This window comes from Lysinibacillus sp. 38-6 (genome assembly GCF_046245175.1).
GTDB lineage: Bacteria > Bacillota > Bacilli > Bacillales_A > Planococcaceae > Lysinibacillus.
Map to the genome: position 1 here is coordinate 1,146,189 of NZ_CP176417.1, position 12,133 is coordinate 1,158,321.

General features: G+C 35.4%; 14 protein-coding genes. 4 read left to right on the top strand and 10 right to left on the bottom strand.

Annotation, left to right across the window (positions count from 1 at the left end; translation table 11 throughout):
* From ACKVEV_RS05915 to ACKVEV_RS05955, 9 genes are all read right to left on the bottom strand, one after another.
* A complete protein-coding gene (locus ACKVEV_RS05915) occupies window positions 1-429 on the bottom strand; it encodes a GNAT family N-acetyltransferase (protein ID WP_409369481.1) in 429 nt (142 codons plus the stop codon).
* A gap of 197 nt (window positions 430-626) precedes the next feature.
* Window positions 627-905 (bottom strand): CD3324 family protein, encoded by a 279-nt coding sequence (locus ACKVEV_RS05920; protein ID WP_409369482.1) that lies wholly within the window; start codon window positions 903-905, stop codon window positions 627-629.
* Between the two features lie 265 nt (window positions 906-1,170).
* Window positions 1,171-2,865, bottom strand: coding sequence for a putative bifunctional diguanylate cyclase/phosphodiesterase (locus tag ACKVEV_RS05925; protein WP_409369483.1), 1,695 nt, complete (start codon window positions 2,863-2,865; stop codon window positions 1,171-1,173).
* A gap of 358 nt (window positions 2,866-3,223) precedes the next feature.
* Complete coding sequence (locus ACKVEV_RS05930) at window positions 3,224-3,394, bottom strand: transcriptional regulator (protein ID WP_409369484.1); 171 nt, start codon at window positions 3,392-3,394, stop codon at window positions 3,224-3,226.
* Window positions 3,395-3,399: 5 nt separating this feature from the next.
* Complete coding sequence (locus ACKVEV_RS05935) at window positions 3,400-3,546, bottom strand: transcriptional regulator (protein ID WP_409369485.1); 147 nt, start codon at window positions 3,544-3,546, stop codon at window positions 3,400-3,402.
* A 199-nt stretch (window positions 3,547-3,745) separates the two neighbouring features.
* A complete protein-coding gene (locus tag ACKVEV_RS05940; RefSeq protein WP_409369486.1) occupies window positions 3,746-3,895 on the bottom strand; it encodes a transcriptional regulator in 150 nt (49 codons plus the stop codon).
* A 347-nt stretch (window positions 3,896-4,242) separates the two neighbouring features.
* Entirely contained in the window at window positions 4,243-4,746 is a 504-nt protein-coding gene (locus tag ACKVEV_RS05945) for a DinB family protein (protein ID WP_409369487.1), read from the bottom strand.
* A 67-nt stretch (window positions 4,747-4,813) separates the two neighbouring features.
* A complete protein-coding gene (locus ACKVEV_RS05950) occupies window positions 4,814-5,773 on the bottom strand; it encodes a tyrosine recombinase XerC (protein ID WP_409369488.1) in 960 nt (319 codons plus the stop codon).
* A gap of 446 nt (window positions 5,774-6,219) precedes the next feature.
* Entirely contained in the window at window positions 6,220-6,651 is a 432-nt protein-coding gene (locus ACKVEV_RS05955; protein ID WP_409369489.1) for a hypothetical protein, read from the bottom strand.
* A 76-nt stretch (window positions 6,652-6,727) separates the two neighbouring features.
* Between ACKVEV_RS05955 and ACKVEV_RS05960 the strand changes: the two genes are divergently transcribed.
* From ACKVEV_RS05960 to ACKVEV_RS05970, 3 genes are all read left to right on the top strand, one after another.
* Window positions 6,728-8,218, top strand: a complete 1,491-nt coding sequence (locus tag ACKVEV_RS05960) for a circularly permuted type 2 ATP-grasp protein (protein WP_409369490.1) — start codon at window positions 6,728-6,730, stop codon at window positions 8,216-8,218.
* Entirely contained in the window at window positions 8,172-9,137 is a 966-nt protein-coding gene (locus ACKVEV_RS05965; RefSeq protein ID WP_409369491.1) for an alpha-E domain-containing protein, read from the top strand. Before ACKVEV_RS05960 ends, ACKVEV_RS05965 begins: the two co-directional genes overlap by 47 nt.
* 61 nt (window positions 9,138-9,198) lie before the next feature.
* Window positions 9,199-10,053 (top strand): transglutaminase domain-containing protein, encoded by an 855-nt coding sequence (locus ACKVEV_RS05970; RefSeq protein WP_409369492.1) that lies wholly within the window; start codon window positions 9,199-9,201, stop codon window positions 10,051-10,053.
* 43 nt (window positions 10,054-10,096) lie between these two features.
* Here the strand turns inward: ACKVEV_RS05970 and ACKVEV_RS05975 are convergent, their stop codons facing one another.
* Window positions 10,097-10,972, bottom strand: coding sequence for a tyrosine-type recombinase/integrase (locus ACKVEV_RS05975; RefSeq protein ID WP_409369493.1), 876 nt, complete (start codon window positions 10,970-10,972; stop codon window positions 10,097-10,099).
* A 357-nt stretch (window positions 10,973-11,329) separates the two neighbouring features.
* Between ACKVEV_RS05975 and ACKVEV_RS05980 the strand changes: the two genes are divergently transcribed.
* Window positions 11,330-12,124 carry an enoyl-CoA hydratase/isomerase family protein gene (locus ACKVEV_RS05980; protein WP_409369494.1) on the top strand — a complete coding sequence of 265 codons (795 nt, stop codon included), beginning with the start codon at window positions 11,330-11,332 and terminating at the stop codon, window positions 12,122-12,124.
* Window positions 12,125-12,133 lie beyond the last annotated feature (9 nt).

A 12,133-nucleotide genomic window follows, 5' to 3' on the forward strand; every position in this document is an offset into this window, starting at 1 on the left:
TTAAGGTGTTAACTCTTTTTTCAAATAGTAATGCTGAAAATCTCTACCTACGTTATTTAACGTTCCAAATACTTGATAGCCGTGTTTTTCATAAAATCCTAACGCTTGAAAGCTTAATGTGTCTACCTTTATAAAATCACATTGTTTCGCAAAAGCGATCTCCTCAAGTGCTAATAATAATTTTGTACCGAATCCACATTGTCGTATATTCTCATCGATTTTGAACGTATGAATTTCTAACCAGTTCCAACATACTTCCCCAACAATTCCTCCCCGGACATTGCCATTCTCATCTTTTAAGAAAATATGAATTTCTTCGTACTTGCCTCGTAAATCTTTTGGAAAATGTTTTACGTTAAATTTGTATAGCTCGTTATTCACCAGTTCTTTCGCTTCGGTATTATGCTCTTTCGTTATCAAGTAAGGCATGGATCATCTCTCCTATTGACACATTGTTAGTTTGATTATAAATGCCTGATATACCAAGAAAAACCTTATATTTGTTTCATAAAAGAAAATAAGCCATGTGGAAAAATCCCACATAGCTTATTAATGATAGCGGACTACTGCCTTTGGATTCCGCTTTTATGACGAGCACTTGAAAGTGAAAAACCACATCAATTATTTCATCTATTTTTCCTTTTTTCTTTCAAAATAATCCGTTGAATACTTTTTAAAGATAAATAATACCTCGCACTTAAAGTCTTTATATCTGTGCCCGAACGAAAATCTTGATAAATCAGATTATCTCGTTTAGCTAGTTCATTTCTAGTAGTAGTTCCTGCCCCCCAGTTCTTTTTACGATCTTGTCTTCGGGGGATGTAAATCGTCTCACCATCTACGTAGTTTTGAATTAACGCTATCAACTCTGCCGGTAACAGTTTACTTGCTTTTTTATAGCTCATATTTGCACTCCTAAATGTATGATTGATCTTTTAGGAAGAGCAAAGGCTATTTGGATTTAGTTTTATGCAATAGCCTTTGCTATGCAAATAAAATGTTCTTTCTCATATAACCCATCCTCCTTTGTGAGGCTAATTCAACCCAAATTGTACCACAAACATAACAAAAAATGTAAATTAGTTTTATTTAACTATAAAAATATTATGTAAACTAACTTACGATAAATAAAACTAACTCCACGAAAGAGTTAGTTTTATTTATTGATGATTATTTTAGGATGTTAGTTGTAAAGTCTTCCACAGATAGCGGCTTGCTAAAATAATAGCCTTGTACATAGTCACAGCCATGCTCACGCAACACATTTAATTCAGCTTCCTCTTCGACACCTTCAGCAACTACTTGAAGGTTTAACGCGTGTGCTAATGAAATCATGGCTGAAATCATGGCGATACCCGTATTCTCTGGTAAAATATCACGCACAAATGCCCGATCTATTTTTAATACATCTACAGGGAATTTTTTTAAATAATTTAACGATGAATAGCCTGTACCGAAGTCATCTAATGCAATTGTGATGCCTAAAGCTCGTAGCTCCTCAATTGTATTGATTAACTCTTCTGTATAATCAAGCATACTCATTTCCGTAATTTCAATTTCTAATAAATGTGGGTCAATATTTGTCTCTGCAATAACTCCCCGTACCATTTCAACAAAACCTTGTGTGCTAATATGAATCGGCGAAATATTGACAGCTACACGTAAATTTAACTGAAAAGTTTTGTTCCATGCACATACTTGCGCACAAGCCTTATGTAATACCCATACACCAATATCATTAATTAAACCGCATTCTTCTGCAAACGGGATAAAGCGATCCGGTGGCAACTGACCTAACTCCGAATCATACCAACGCAGCAATGCTTCCATGCCTACCACTTGATCTGTCTTTAAATCGATTTTTGGTTGATAATGCAACTCTAAGGAATCATTCTTTAATGCTTGATGAAGTTTCGTTTCAAGTAATAACCACTTGTCATTTGCTTCATCCATATTATGACGATATAACCTATATTGATTACCTCGAGTAGATTTTGCAGCATACATGGCGATATCAGCATTTTTTAATAAATCTTCAATAGAATTCGCATGATCAGGAAAAATGCTTATACCAATACTAATACTGGCGTAAAATTCATAAGCATCTACAATAAAGCTATCATTGAAAACAGCAATGATTTCTTTTGCCATTTCCTCGATACGCGACACATCATTTAATATCATAACGAATTCATCGCTATTATGACGATAAAAAGAATTAGAAGTGTAATCGATATTTCGCAAACGATTTGCCATTTCTACAAGAAACATATCGCCGATGATGTGGCCAAGTCCATCATTTATGTTTTTAAAACGATTGACATCAATGAAAAATAACGCAAACTTCTCACTTGTACGTCGAGATTGATGAAATTCATTTTCTAAACGTTGCTCTAATTTACGACGGTTTGGTAACCCTGTTAATTCATCATGATACGCAATATGTGTAATTTTTTTTATATCTTTTTGCGCGGTAATATCTACTCGAATCGCAATATATTGATAAGGTTTGTCCTGATCATCAAGGAAAGGAATGATTGTTGTTTTCACCCAGTATAAACTACCATCTTTTGCGCGATTGCACACCTCACCATTCCACATATCTCCTTTTCCAATCGTTTTCCACATTTCTCTGAAAAAAGATTTCGGATGGAAACCCGAGTTTAGCAAACGATGATCCTGTCCAATCAATTCTTCACGCGTATATTTAGAAATTTTACAAAAATGATCATTAACAAAAGTAATTTTTCCGGTCCGATCTGTTATAGCTACGATGATCGAACTGTTCATTGCTGAAAAAATATCTTGTAATTCTTTCAAGCTATAGTTCACTTGATTTATACTACTCGGCGTGATATTCATCATCTTCATTCTCCGTTCATTAAAATAAGAGGGTTTAGTACTTTTTCTTTATATAGGAGTGAGGTATAAAGTTGTGGTAGATGGCCCTTTTTTATGTAATTATATTATAGTCTTAGAAAAGCAGTTAATTCAACCCAAATATAAGTTTTGCAAATTTCTAATTATACTGATTTCTATAATTTAGACATAAAATAATGACTTTTAACGTACTAGTTATAGTGATTTTTCATTAACAATAATTACATTTGTACTACCGTAAATACTGTTGTTATACTATTTACCTTTTAAATATATGACGAAGAATATTATATGAATATAAAATGCCTTACTGTCACAGTCGGGCAGTAAGGCATTTTACATGTTATGAGACTTCATATTCTATCGGTCCTCCTATCATTTTTGCTTGTTCATTATAAGCATCTAGTTGTTGTTGTGATAAAGATAAAATATAGTAGTGAAAATTAATCGGCTCTAATCCATGTTGGTCACTAATTTGGCGATAAAATTCATACCCTTGTCGATAATCTGTCATACGATCTACTTCCTTTCTTGCGCTGCTTCATTGTAATAAGCTAATTGTTCTTGCGACAACTTATTCATATAGTAATAATAATTAATAGGCTCTAAATTAAACTGTTCACATTTTTTGCAATAATAGTCGTACCCTTCTCTATACTGTGCCAAATAAATCCCTCCATTTTGTACTATAACAGATTTAATTTTGTATAAATAATATATAACAGTTGAGCGCTGCCGTCAATAATTTTTCTGAAATTTCTTTACTATTAATAAAAGCCCAGTTGTACTTAAAAAGTAAGACTGGGCTTTTTATAAACTATTCATTTTGGCGTCCGTCATAACCACATCCTTTATCATTCATAACTTAAATTCCAAGCTTTTTTGCTTGCATATTATAAGCTGAAAGTTGTTCCTGCGATAATTGAATGATGTAATAACGGAATGAAATAGGCTCTAGACCATAGCGTTCACACATTTCACAATAAAACTCATAACCTTCACGATACTTTGACATTAAATATTCCTCCTTAGAATCTGTTTTATAACAGTTGTTTTTATTTTTATTTAATATATAACAGATTATGCCGTTCGTCAATAGGTTATTCCCGTAAAACAAGTAAAAAAACCCGATTCCTCCGTTAATGGGGAGAAGTCGAGTTTTATGTGCTTGTTTTACCATAAATTTTTAATTAGTCTTAGGACAAGCCTTGGTATCCACATGATAATCGTCCAAATCACTTCAACAATAAAGCAATCTCTAAGTTCTAAGTAGATATTTTTCATCAATTGTTTTGTTCTTTTTTTTATCATTTGCTTTGTTGCTTTTGTCATAACTGCTGTGCGATTAACTCCTAAATCAATTTAGCTGACGCTTGTTTTGCTTTCCTGTATTTGCTCAATATGACGTTGTTCATGTAAATATACTTGCTCTATCCATTGGTCGAGTGCTAATGGACCGAAGGCTGGATGTTTTACCGCCTTTTTCGCCAGCAAAGATGGATCGGCAATTCCGAGTAAAAAACTAGTTAGTTGCTCCCTTGTCTCACTTAACAATGTTAGCATATCCTGCACTTCAAAAGGTTTATCAGTCGGTTCAACAATTTTGGGTGCTGCAAGCTTTGTCGTTCTATCTGTTATTTTCTGAACATCGAGCCGCTCGGGTTGGGTAGTTTCTTGTGAAGATAGGCCCCAGGCAATGGCTTTGATAGTCGATGCTTCTACTAGCGCTAAATGATGACAGATTTGCGCGATACTCCAGCTGTTTGCATCAGCCTTTTGATTAAATTGACGATTGTTGAGTAGCTCTATTTCCTTTACTAATTGTTCTCTTGTTGCATTTAGTTGCACAAGTAATGATGGTATCATGCGTTATCCCCCTTAAATTTGCTCCTACTTAGTATATATGCATCATCTTCGTTTGTATTCTTGTAATCTATCTGTCGGCTACAATATTGAATGGATTATTATCTAGTACATGTTGTAACTGTTCATCCTCAATATGGGTATAAATTTGCGTTGTCGCAACACTGGAGTGCCCTAATATATGCTGTAAGCTCCTGATATCTGCACCTGCTTTATACATCATGGTCGCAGAAGTATGGCGTAGTTTATGCGGTGTTAGGTGGTCCTTATGTAATCCGGACTGTTTGTTGATTTGCTTGACAATTTTAGCCACTGTTTGTCGGGTAAAACGTGTTCCCTTTTGTGACACAAATAGCGGCTCTTCACCTGCACCTTTATAAACTGTTTTTCCGCTTTGTTGATAATTGTTTAATGCTTGGAGGCAACTATCATTTAAATAAACGGTACGTTCTTTATTCCCTTTTCCGATAACGGTTAAATACCGTCCTTGAATGGAGGAAGTATTGAGTTGGCAAAGTTCTGATACTCGAATGCCGAGATTTAAGAAAAACATCATCATGCAATAATTGCGCGGTGAAGCTCGGTAGTTTTGAATCCCATCAATAAATTGTGTTGCCTCTGCCATATTCATATAAATTGGTTTTCTGCGTCCAATCTTCGGTGTTTCCAACTCTTCTGCTGGATTTTCCTCTATGAGACGCCGTTTGCCTTTAAGGTATTTAAAAAATGACTTTAATGTGGCTACTTTCCTCGCTCTTGCTGAAGCAGCGTTTTGACGGTGCACCTCACAATATTCCATAAATAAATAGAGATCCTCTAATGTAATTTCACGAATTTCTTCTATTGTAATAGTTGCAATATTGATGTCGTTTAGTTGGGCAATCGCGATATCATTTTGCATCGCTATATGAAAACGAAAGAATAAAGTAAGATCGTATTCATATTCTTTTCTTGTACGCTGTGATTTCCCTTTAATGGTCGTTAAGTACACGAGGAAATCTTTCATTATTTTCGGTAGTTGCGTTTGCATAAAATCACCTCTATATGCACTATTTTACCACAAAAAACGTTCCCAAATATAAATTTGGGAACTTTATTGCAAAAAATAGCTTATTCAACAATAGCACCTCCTATTTTATGGATAAAAAAAGATGACTTCTACATAGTAGAAATCATCGCTTGATTATTTATGCTTTTTTATTTTGTCAGTTAAAACTTGATATGAGGAAACTACATTTTAGTATAGTGGAATTTGCAGCCAAGTCATGCTTCCATCTATTTGAAAATAATTACATATATAATTTGTGAATTAGCAACCTTCAGCTACTAGAAATTGGATAGTAGAAAAAATTTTTATGCATAATTCTATCGCCGAATGAATATTAAACTCTAGTATACGATGATGCGCTGAGACGAATCGAAAAATGATTCGACGTATAACGATACGAGTCGATTCGTCTCACAACGCGCATGGAATTAAATGGATGTTTGTAAATATTTAGCGAAAATACGATATGTACCATCTGTTTGTTTGGCTATCGTCCAGTTAATGGATAACATGTCTTCGATCTTCAAAATAGTATCCTCATCGCAAGTTAAATTTGTAATACCTGTATCTTCCAATGTGAAATGCTTTGTTTCTTCTAAATTAAAACGAAGATGGAGTAAACGTTGTATGCCTGGCAATGTTACATATTTAATTCGATATTGACCATGCAGCGCAATTAAAAATGTTTGTTCACCTTCTCGATAAAGAGCCAATGTTTCATTGAATTCATTGTTTGGTGCCAATGAATGCCATGAAGATACATCCCCTGTTCTTAAAGTTTGTAAAATGTCCTCGTCAGACAAATCTAGTTTCGATAGCTTGTCTAACTCATAAGCTTGCATTAAATTAATGTTTGTCATTTTTTACTAGCTCCTTTTATGTATTTCTATAAGTGTAACACGTTTTTATTACTACTTAAATTCGGAGGCGGTTCACATGATGAAATTGTATGATTCAGGTTCGTATTTTGATGAAATGTTAGATGGTGATCAGCCGAAACCGCATTATTGCTCCTTCTATCGTAAGTTAAGTGCTTTTTCACCAGAACAGCTAGAAGAAAAACACCAGCAAGCGCAATCAAGCTTCCTTCGACAAGGGATAACATTCACTGTATATGGTGCACAGGGTGGGACAGAACGAACAATGCCTTTTGATTTTGTACCGATTATTATCCCCCATGAACAATGGCATATTATTGAAACAGGAATGAAACAACGTGTTAAAGCGTTAAACTGTTTTTTACATGATGTTTATACACAACAGCAAATCGTCATAGACGGCATTATTCCACGAAGGCTTATCGAACAAAATCCGTATTATTTTCCAGAAATGCTCGGTGTGAAAGTGCCGATTGATAATCATATTTTTTTAGCAGGCATTGATTTAATTCGCGATGAACATGGAGTTTATCGTGTATTGGAAGATAATTTGCGTAATCCTTCTGGCATTTCTTACGTTTTTCAAAACCGTTATGTTATGAAGGAAATCTATCCTGAATTTTTTTCTAAACATACCATTCAATCACTTGAAAAACAAATGGCATCGATGAAAAAGGCGCTTCTTGCGCATCGACCACCTACTTTACAAGCTCATGTAGAACCAAAAGCAGTTTTATTAACCGCAGGGATGTATAATTCTGCCTATTATGACCATGTATTTTTAGCGCAACAACTCAATATACAGCTTGTAGAAGGACGGGATTTAATTGTTCAAGATCTTAAAGTTTATAGGAAGACCATTTATGGTCTCGAGCAAATTGATATCATTTATCGTCGAATAGATGATGACTTTTTAGATCCAACTGTCTTTCGAGAGGATTCTTTACTTGGTGTAGCGCATTTAATGGCGGCTTACAAGGCAGGCAATATTGCGATTTTAAATGCAGTAGGAAATGGTGTGGCAGATGATAAAGCGATGTATGCTTACGTACCAGATATGATTCGTTATTATTTACAAGAGGAACCTATTTTAGAAAATGTGCCTACCTACCATCTCCATGATGAAAGTCAGCGGGCATGGGTGCTTGACCATTTACATGAGTTAGTAATTAAAAATGTGAGTGCTTCCGGTGGTTATGATATGCTCATTGGACCGCATGCCAGTGCTGCAGAAATCAACAGTTTCCATGAAAAAATTTTAAAACATCCACAGCAATATATTGCGCAACCGACGATTCAGTTATCACGTGCACCAGCTTATCAAAATGGTAAGTTTTATCCTTGTCATGTTGATTTACGAGTCTATGTTATGAAAGGTGATGATATTTTTGTGCTTCCAGGTGGTTTATCACGTGTAGCACTAAATGAAGGTTCGTTAATCGTTAATTCATCGCAAGGTGGCGGAGCAAAAGATACGTGGATATTAAAGGAGGAATTGCAGCATGCTAAGTCGAGTAGCAGACGCACTGTATTGGATGGCACGATATAGTGAACGAACAGAAACAAATGCACATATATTACAAGTACAGCTGTTGAATATGTTGGAGCAATCAGGTAATGAACATGAATATTTCGATCATTGGGAAGCTATCTTAGATATTTGTGCCTCAAAAGAAGAATTTATGGCAAGCTATGAAGTCATATGCGTCAATCCTCTAATTGAATACTTATTATTTTCCGAGAACAATAGCAATGCGCTCCATGCTACATTAAGAGCTATCCGAGAAAATGCCCGCATTACACGTGATCGTATTCCGATTGAGCTTTGGGAGTTACACAACGCTTTTTATTTATATATGCAGCAAGAAATTATGGTACGGGAACGACCTTTTCCATTAATTTCACTACATTATTTTTTACACAATGTTCGTAAGACATCATTAACGGTGACAGGTTTAATCGAGGATTCTATGGAACGTGATTTGCCTTTTTATTTTATGCAAGTGGGCAAATGGCTCGAACGTGCAGAAAAAATGATTCGAATGATTCTTATCATGCTAGAACAGCAAAAACTAGCAACTAGCCATTTGGACGATGTAGACGGTACGTTTTTACTCGATTTAACAAAAGCGACTGAGTCTTTTCATCGTAAATACCATCAAACAAAACTGAAGTATGTTATCCAGTATTTATTGCATGATGCGCATTTTCCACGTTCAGTCATCGTTTGTCTAAAAAAACTGGAAGAAGCATTTCTTCATATCGAAAAAGACCATTTAACAGCACGTTTTTTAGCGCTAAACACACCGTTAAAGGCTTTATTAGCTGCAATTAACGAGGTCGATATTCCGTCATCTTCCTTAGAGGAAGTGATAGTTTTAATGGAGGAAAGATTGTGTCAATGTATTGATTTCGGTCATACATTTTCCACAGTTTATCATTTATATGAACCCAGCCTACAAGCTTGAAAGGAACAACTCACAGCTCCTTTTCAACACGCAAGTCAGTAATCAAAAGGAAGCGGACACAATGAAATTTGAAATTCACCATACCAATACTTTTCAATATGAATCTGAAGTCGATCAAAGTTTAAATACAATCCGCTTAAAACCTCGCAGTGATGAGCGACAGCGTTTGCTGTCCTATCGAATTGCGATCTCACCATCGTCATTGACGCGCGAACATGCGGATATTTGGGGCAATACAGTCGGAACATTTTATATTCCTGAGCAGCATCGAGAGTTAGAAATTGAAACAACATCAATTGTCAGTATACAACGTGCACCTTTTATTCATCGCATTCAATATTCACCTGAAATGCAAACCATTTTTCATTCACAGCTCTTTTATGAACATTATTTGCCCTATTTAAAATCAACAAGCTTTACGTATATGACCGACGCCCAAATAGAAGAAGTTTTTCATGCGATAGGTCATGCTGAAAATCCAGTACTATTCTCGCTTAATTTAATGCAATATATATATTCCACATTTAACTATGATCCGACTGCAACAAATGTGACGACAACTGCCAGTCAAGCCTTTGAATTAAAAAGAGGTGTTTGTCAAGACTTCACACATGTTATGCTAGGGATTTTACGGGCAAAAGGCATACCTGCTCGTTATGTTAGTGGCTATTTATATGTCAATGAAAATTCTGGTTTAATCGGTGATATAGCAACACATGCTTGGGTTGAAGTAATGATACCTGGCATTGGCTGGATAGGTTTAGACCCAACAAATAATGTAGAAGTATTAGAAAATCATATTATTTTATGTATTGGTCGGGATTATACAGATATTAGTCCTGTCGAAGGCGTCTACACAGGCGGCAAACATGATTTGAAGGTCAAAGTAAATGTCAAAGCTTTAACTCATTTGTAACATAACGTGCAGTAAATGTGTGAAAGCATTCTTTACTGCACGTCTACTTAAAACGATCTCGGCGTTCCGTTAATACCCATTTTCGGACATAACCCATTTTTTGCTGAATACTCTCGATTGCAAAGTCACTTTTTATAGCCTTTTGCAACACCGTATAACGGATATCTGTCGCCCGCACATTGGTGCCGACTTCTTTAGAGATCGTTTGAAAAATCCGTTCTACCGTTTTCGTCGTAATCGGTTTTGTTTGGCTTGTCTCACTTACCCACAGCCATTCCCCTACATTCTTCTCATGTATTTCCGCTGTTGCATTTTGATAAAGCAGCAACATGTCCATCAAAAGTTGAGTAAGCTTCATTTGTCGTTTTCCATTATGATTTGCGATGGCAATAACGTTTGAATCAATGTCAAGATGTGCCCATTTCATGCGAACAAGTTCTGCTGGCTTACATCCTGTTTCAATAAACATTTGCACAATACAACCATTCCTTCTAGCAAGCCAAGCGTGCTCTTGTGTTTTGGCATATTGAAAATACGTTGGCCATACTTCTACAATGTTTGTTAATTGTTCTTTTGTAAGCAGTTTTAAGGTGTCTTTCGTTCTCTTTTTGGGCTGTAAAATACTTTCATAATCGAATGGTTCTGCCCATTCTCGCAAAAAAACAAAATCTACAAAACTACGCAACGAAGCGATTTTATGATTATAAGTATTTACATTTGGGTAATTCTCCTTTAAAAAATTACTATAGATAACGATTAATTCTTTCAATTGGTTATCGATATTTTCAATGTTTTGCTCATTTGCAAATGCTATGAATTGCTGAACGTCTATATTGTATTGCTTTTTTGTTGCAGCACTTTTCTTTAACGAGTTTAATAGCAATAAATAGCTTTGCCATGCTTCACGTAATGTTACCATCTTGGTCCCTCCTTATCAATTGAGCGTGTTGTAGTTAAATTTTATCGTATATAACGGGCGTATTGGTAATTATTTTATTTATAAATTAGTGTCGGATAATCTGTAATTGATTGATAGCATCTATTTGTGGAACTGATTTTGCCTTTCATTAATAATGAAACAAATGTTCCTATAGTAGTTTCTCATATGTTTTGCTTTATTACAATAGCAATATTCTGTTGTAGTACACTCGCTGAAAAATGCGCATAATATTGTATAACAGGTTAAAAATACATGTTAATTCGTATTAGTTAGTGTTTCTACTTATTTGTGTTATATAATATAGGTATTAATTTAATTGTAGGAGGCTTCCCAATTATGCAAGTAAGAACAACTCGTCTTGAGGCGGAAGATGCAAAAATTATTTATCAAGAAACGGCTGGACTTGCGATTATTACCATTCACCGTCCTCAGGCGAAAAATGCACTAACAGCAAATATGTGGGATCAATTAGCTAAAATCGCACTAAACGTCTTAGATAATCCAAAAAATAAAGTGCTACTTTTGCGAGGATCTGGTGAAAATTTTACAGCAGGTTCTGATATTAAAGAATTTAACGCGATTTCTCTTGAAAAAGCAGAAGAAGCATTTTTACATATGGAGAAAACAATCTCAACAATCGAACGTTTACCGATCCCAACAATTGGCGTTATTAACGGTCCCGCAATGGGTGCTGGTTTAGAACTTGCATTAGCTTGTGATATTCGCATTGGCTCTGAAAAAGCGAAATTAGGTATTCCTGTAGGTAAATTAGGCATCACGTTAAATAATAAATTTGCACAGCGTCTTGTCCAATTGGTCGGCCCTTCAACTACAAAGGATTTAGTTTTTACAGGCCGCATGTTTAAAGCGGAGGAAGCATTTAAGCTTGGCATGCTAAACTATTTAGTTGCTGAAAAAGATATCAATAAGTTTATGATTCGAATGGGCAAACTTGTTGCTGGTATGTCCCCTGAATCCTTACTTGCCGTAAAACGTTCTGTTCAAGAATGCGTTGACAGTGTTCCAACACTTTGGCAAGGTTCTACCCCCTTTGTCGGCAGCGATTTTACCGAAGGTTGCCGCGCTTTTGTAGAAAAACGTCAACCGCAATTTACACGACCTTCCAAATAACAAAACAGG

Excerpts from the sequence above, each read along its gene's own strand:
- ACKVEV_RS05975 (WP_409369493.1), bottom strand. The coding sequence starts at position 10,972 with ATGGTAACATTACGTGAAGCATGGCAAAGCTATTTATTGCTATTAAAC.
- ACKVEV_RS05925 (WP_409369483.1), bottom strand. The coding sequence starts at position 2,865 with ATGATGAATATCACGCCGAGTAGTATAAATCAAGTGAACTATAGCTTG.
- ACKVEV_RS05945 (WP_409369487.1), bottom strand. The coding sequence starts at position 4,746 with ATGATACCATCATTACTTGTGCAACTAAATGCAACAAGAGAACAATTA.
- ACKVEV_RS05980 (WP_409369494.1), top strand. The coding sequence starts at position 11,330 with ATGCAAGTAAGAACAACTCGTCTTGAGGCGGAAGATGCAAAAATTATT.
- ACKVEV_RS05915 (WP_409369481.1), bottom strand. The coding sequence starts at position 429 with ATGCCTTACTTGATAACGAAAGAGCATAATACCGAAGCGAAAGAACTG.
- ACKVEV_RS05965 (WP_409369491.1), top strand. The coding sequence starts at position 8,172 with ATGCTAAGTCGAGTAGCAGACGCACTGTATTGGATGGCACGATATAGT.
- ACKVEV_RS05940 (WP_409369486.1), bottom strand. The coding sequence starts at position 3,895 with ATGTCAAAGTATCGTGAAGGTTATGAGTTTTATTGTGAAATGTGTGAA.
- ACKVEV_RS05960 (WP_409369490.1), top strand. The coding sequence starts at position 6,728 with ATGATGAAATTGTATGATTCAGGTTCGTATTTTGATGAAATGTTAGAT.
- ACKVEV_RS05930 (WP_409369484.1), bottom strand. The coding sequence starts at position 3,394 with ATGACAGATTATCGACAAGGGTATGAATTTTATCGCCAAATTAGTGAC.
- ACKVEV_RS05955 (WP_409369489.1), bottom strand. The coding sequence starts at position 6,651 with ATGACAAACATTAATTTAATGCAAGCTTATGAGTTAGACAAGCTATCG.
- ACKVEV_RS05920 (WP_409369482.1), bottom strand. The coding sequence starts at position 905 with ATGAGCTATAAAAAAGCAAGTAAACTGTTACCGGCAGAGTTGATAGCG.
- ACKVEV_RS05950 (WP_409369488.1), bottom strand. The coding sequence starts at position 5,773 with ATGCAAACGCAACTACCGAAAATAATGAAAGATTTCCTCGTGTACTTA.
- ACKVEV_RS05970 (WP_409369492.1), top strand. The coding sequence starts at position 9,199 with ATGAAATTTGAAATTCACCATACCAATACTTTTCAATATGAATCTGAA.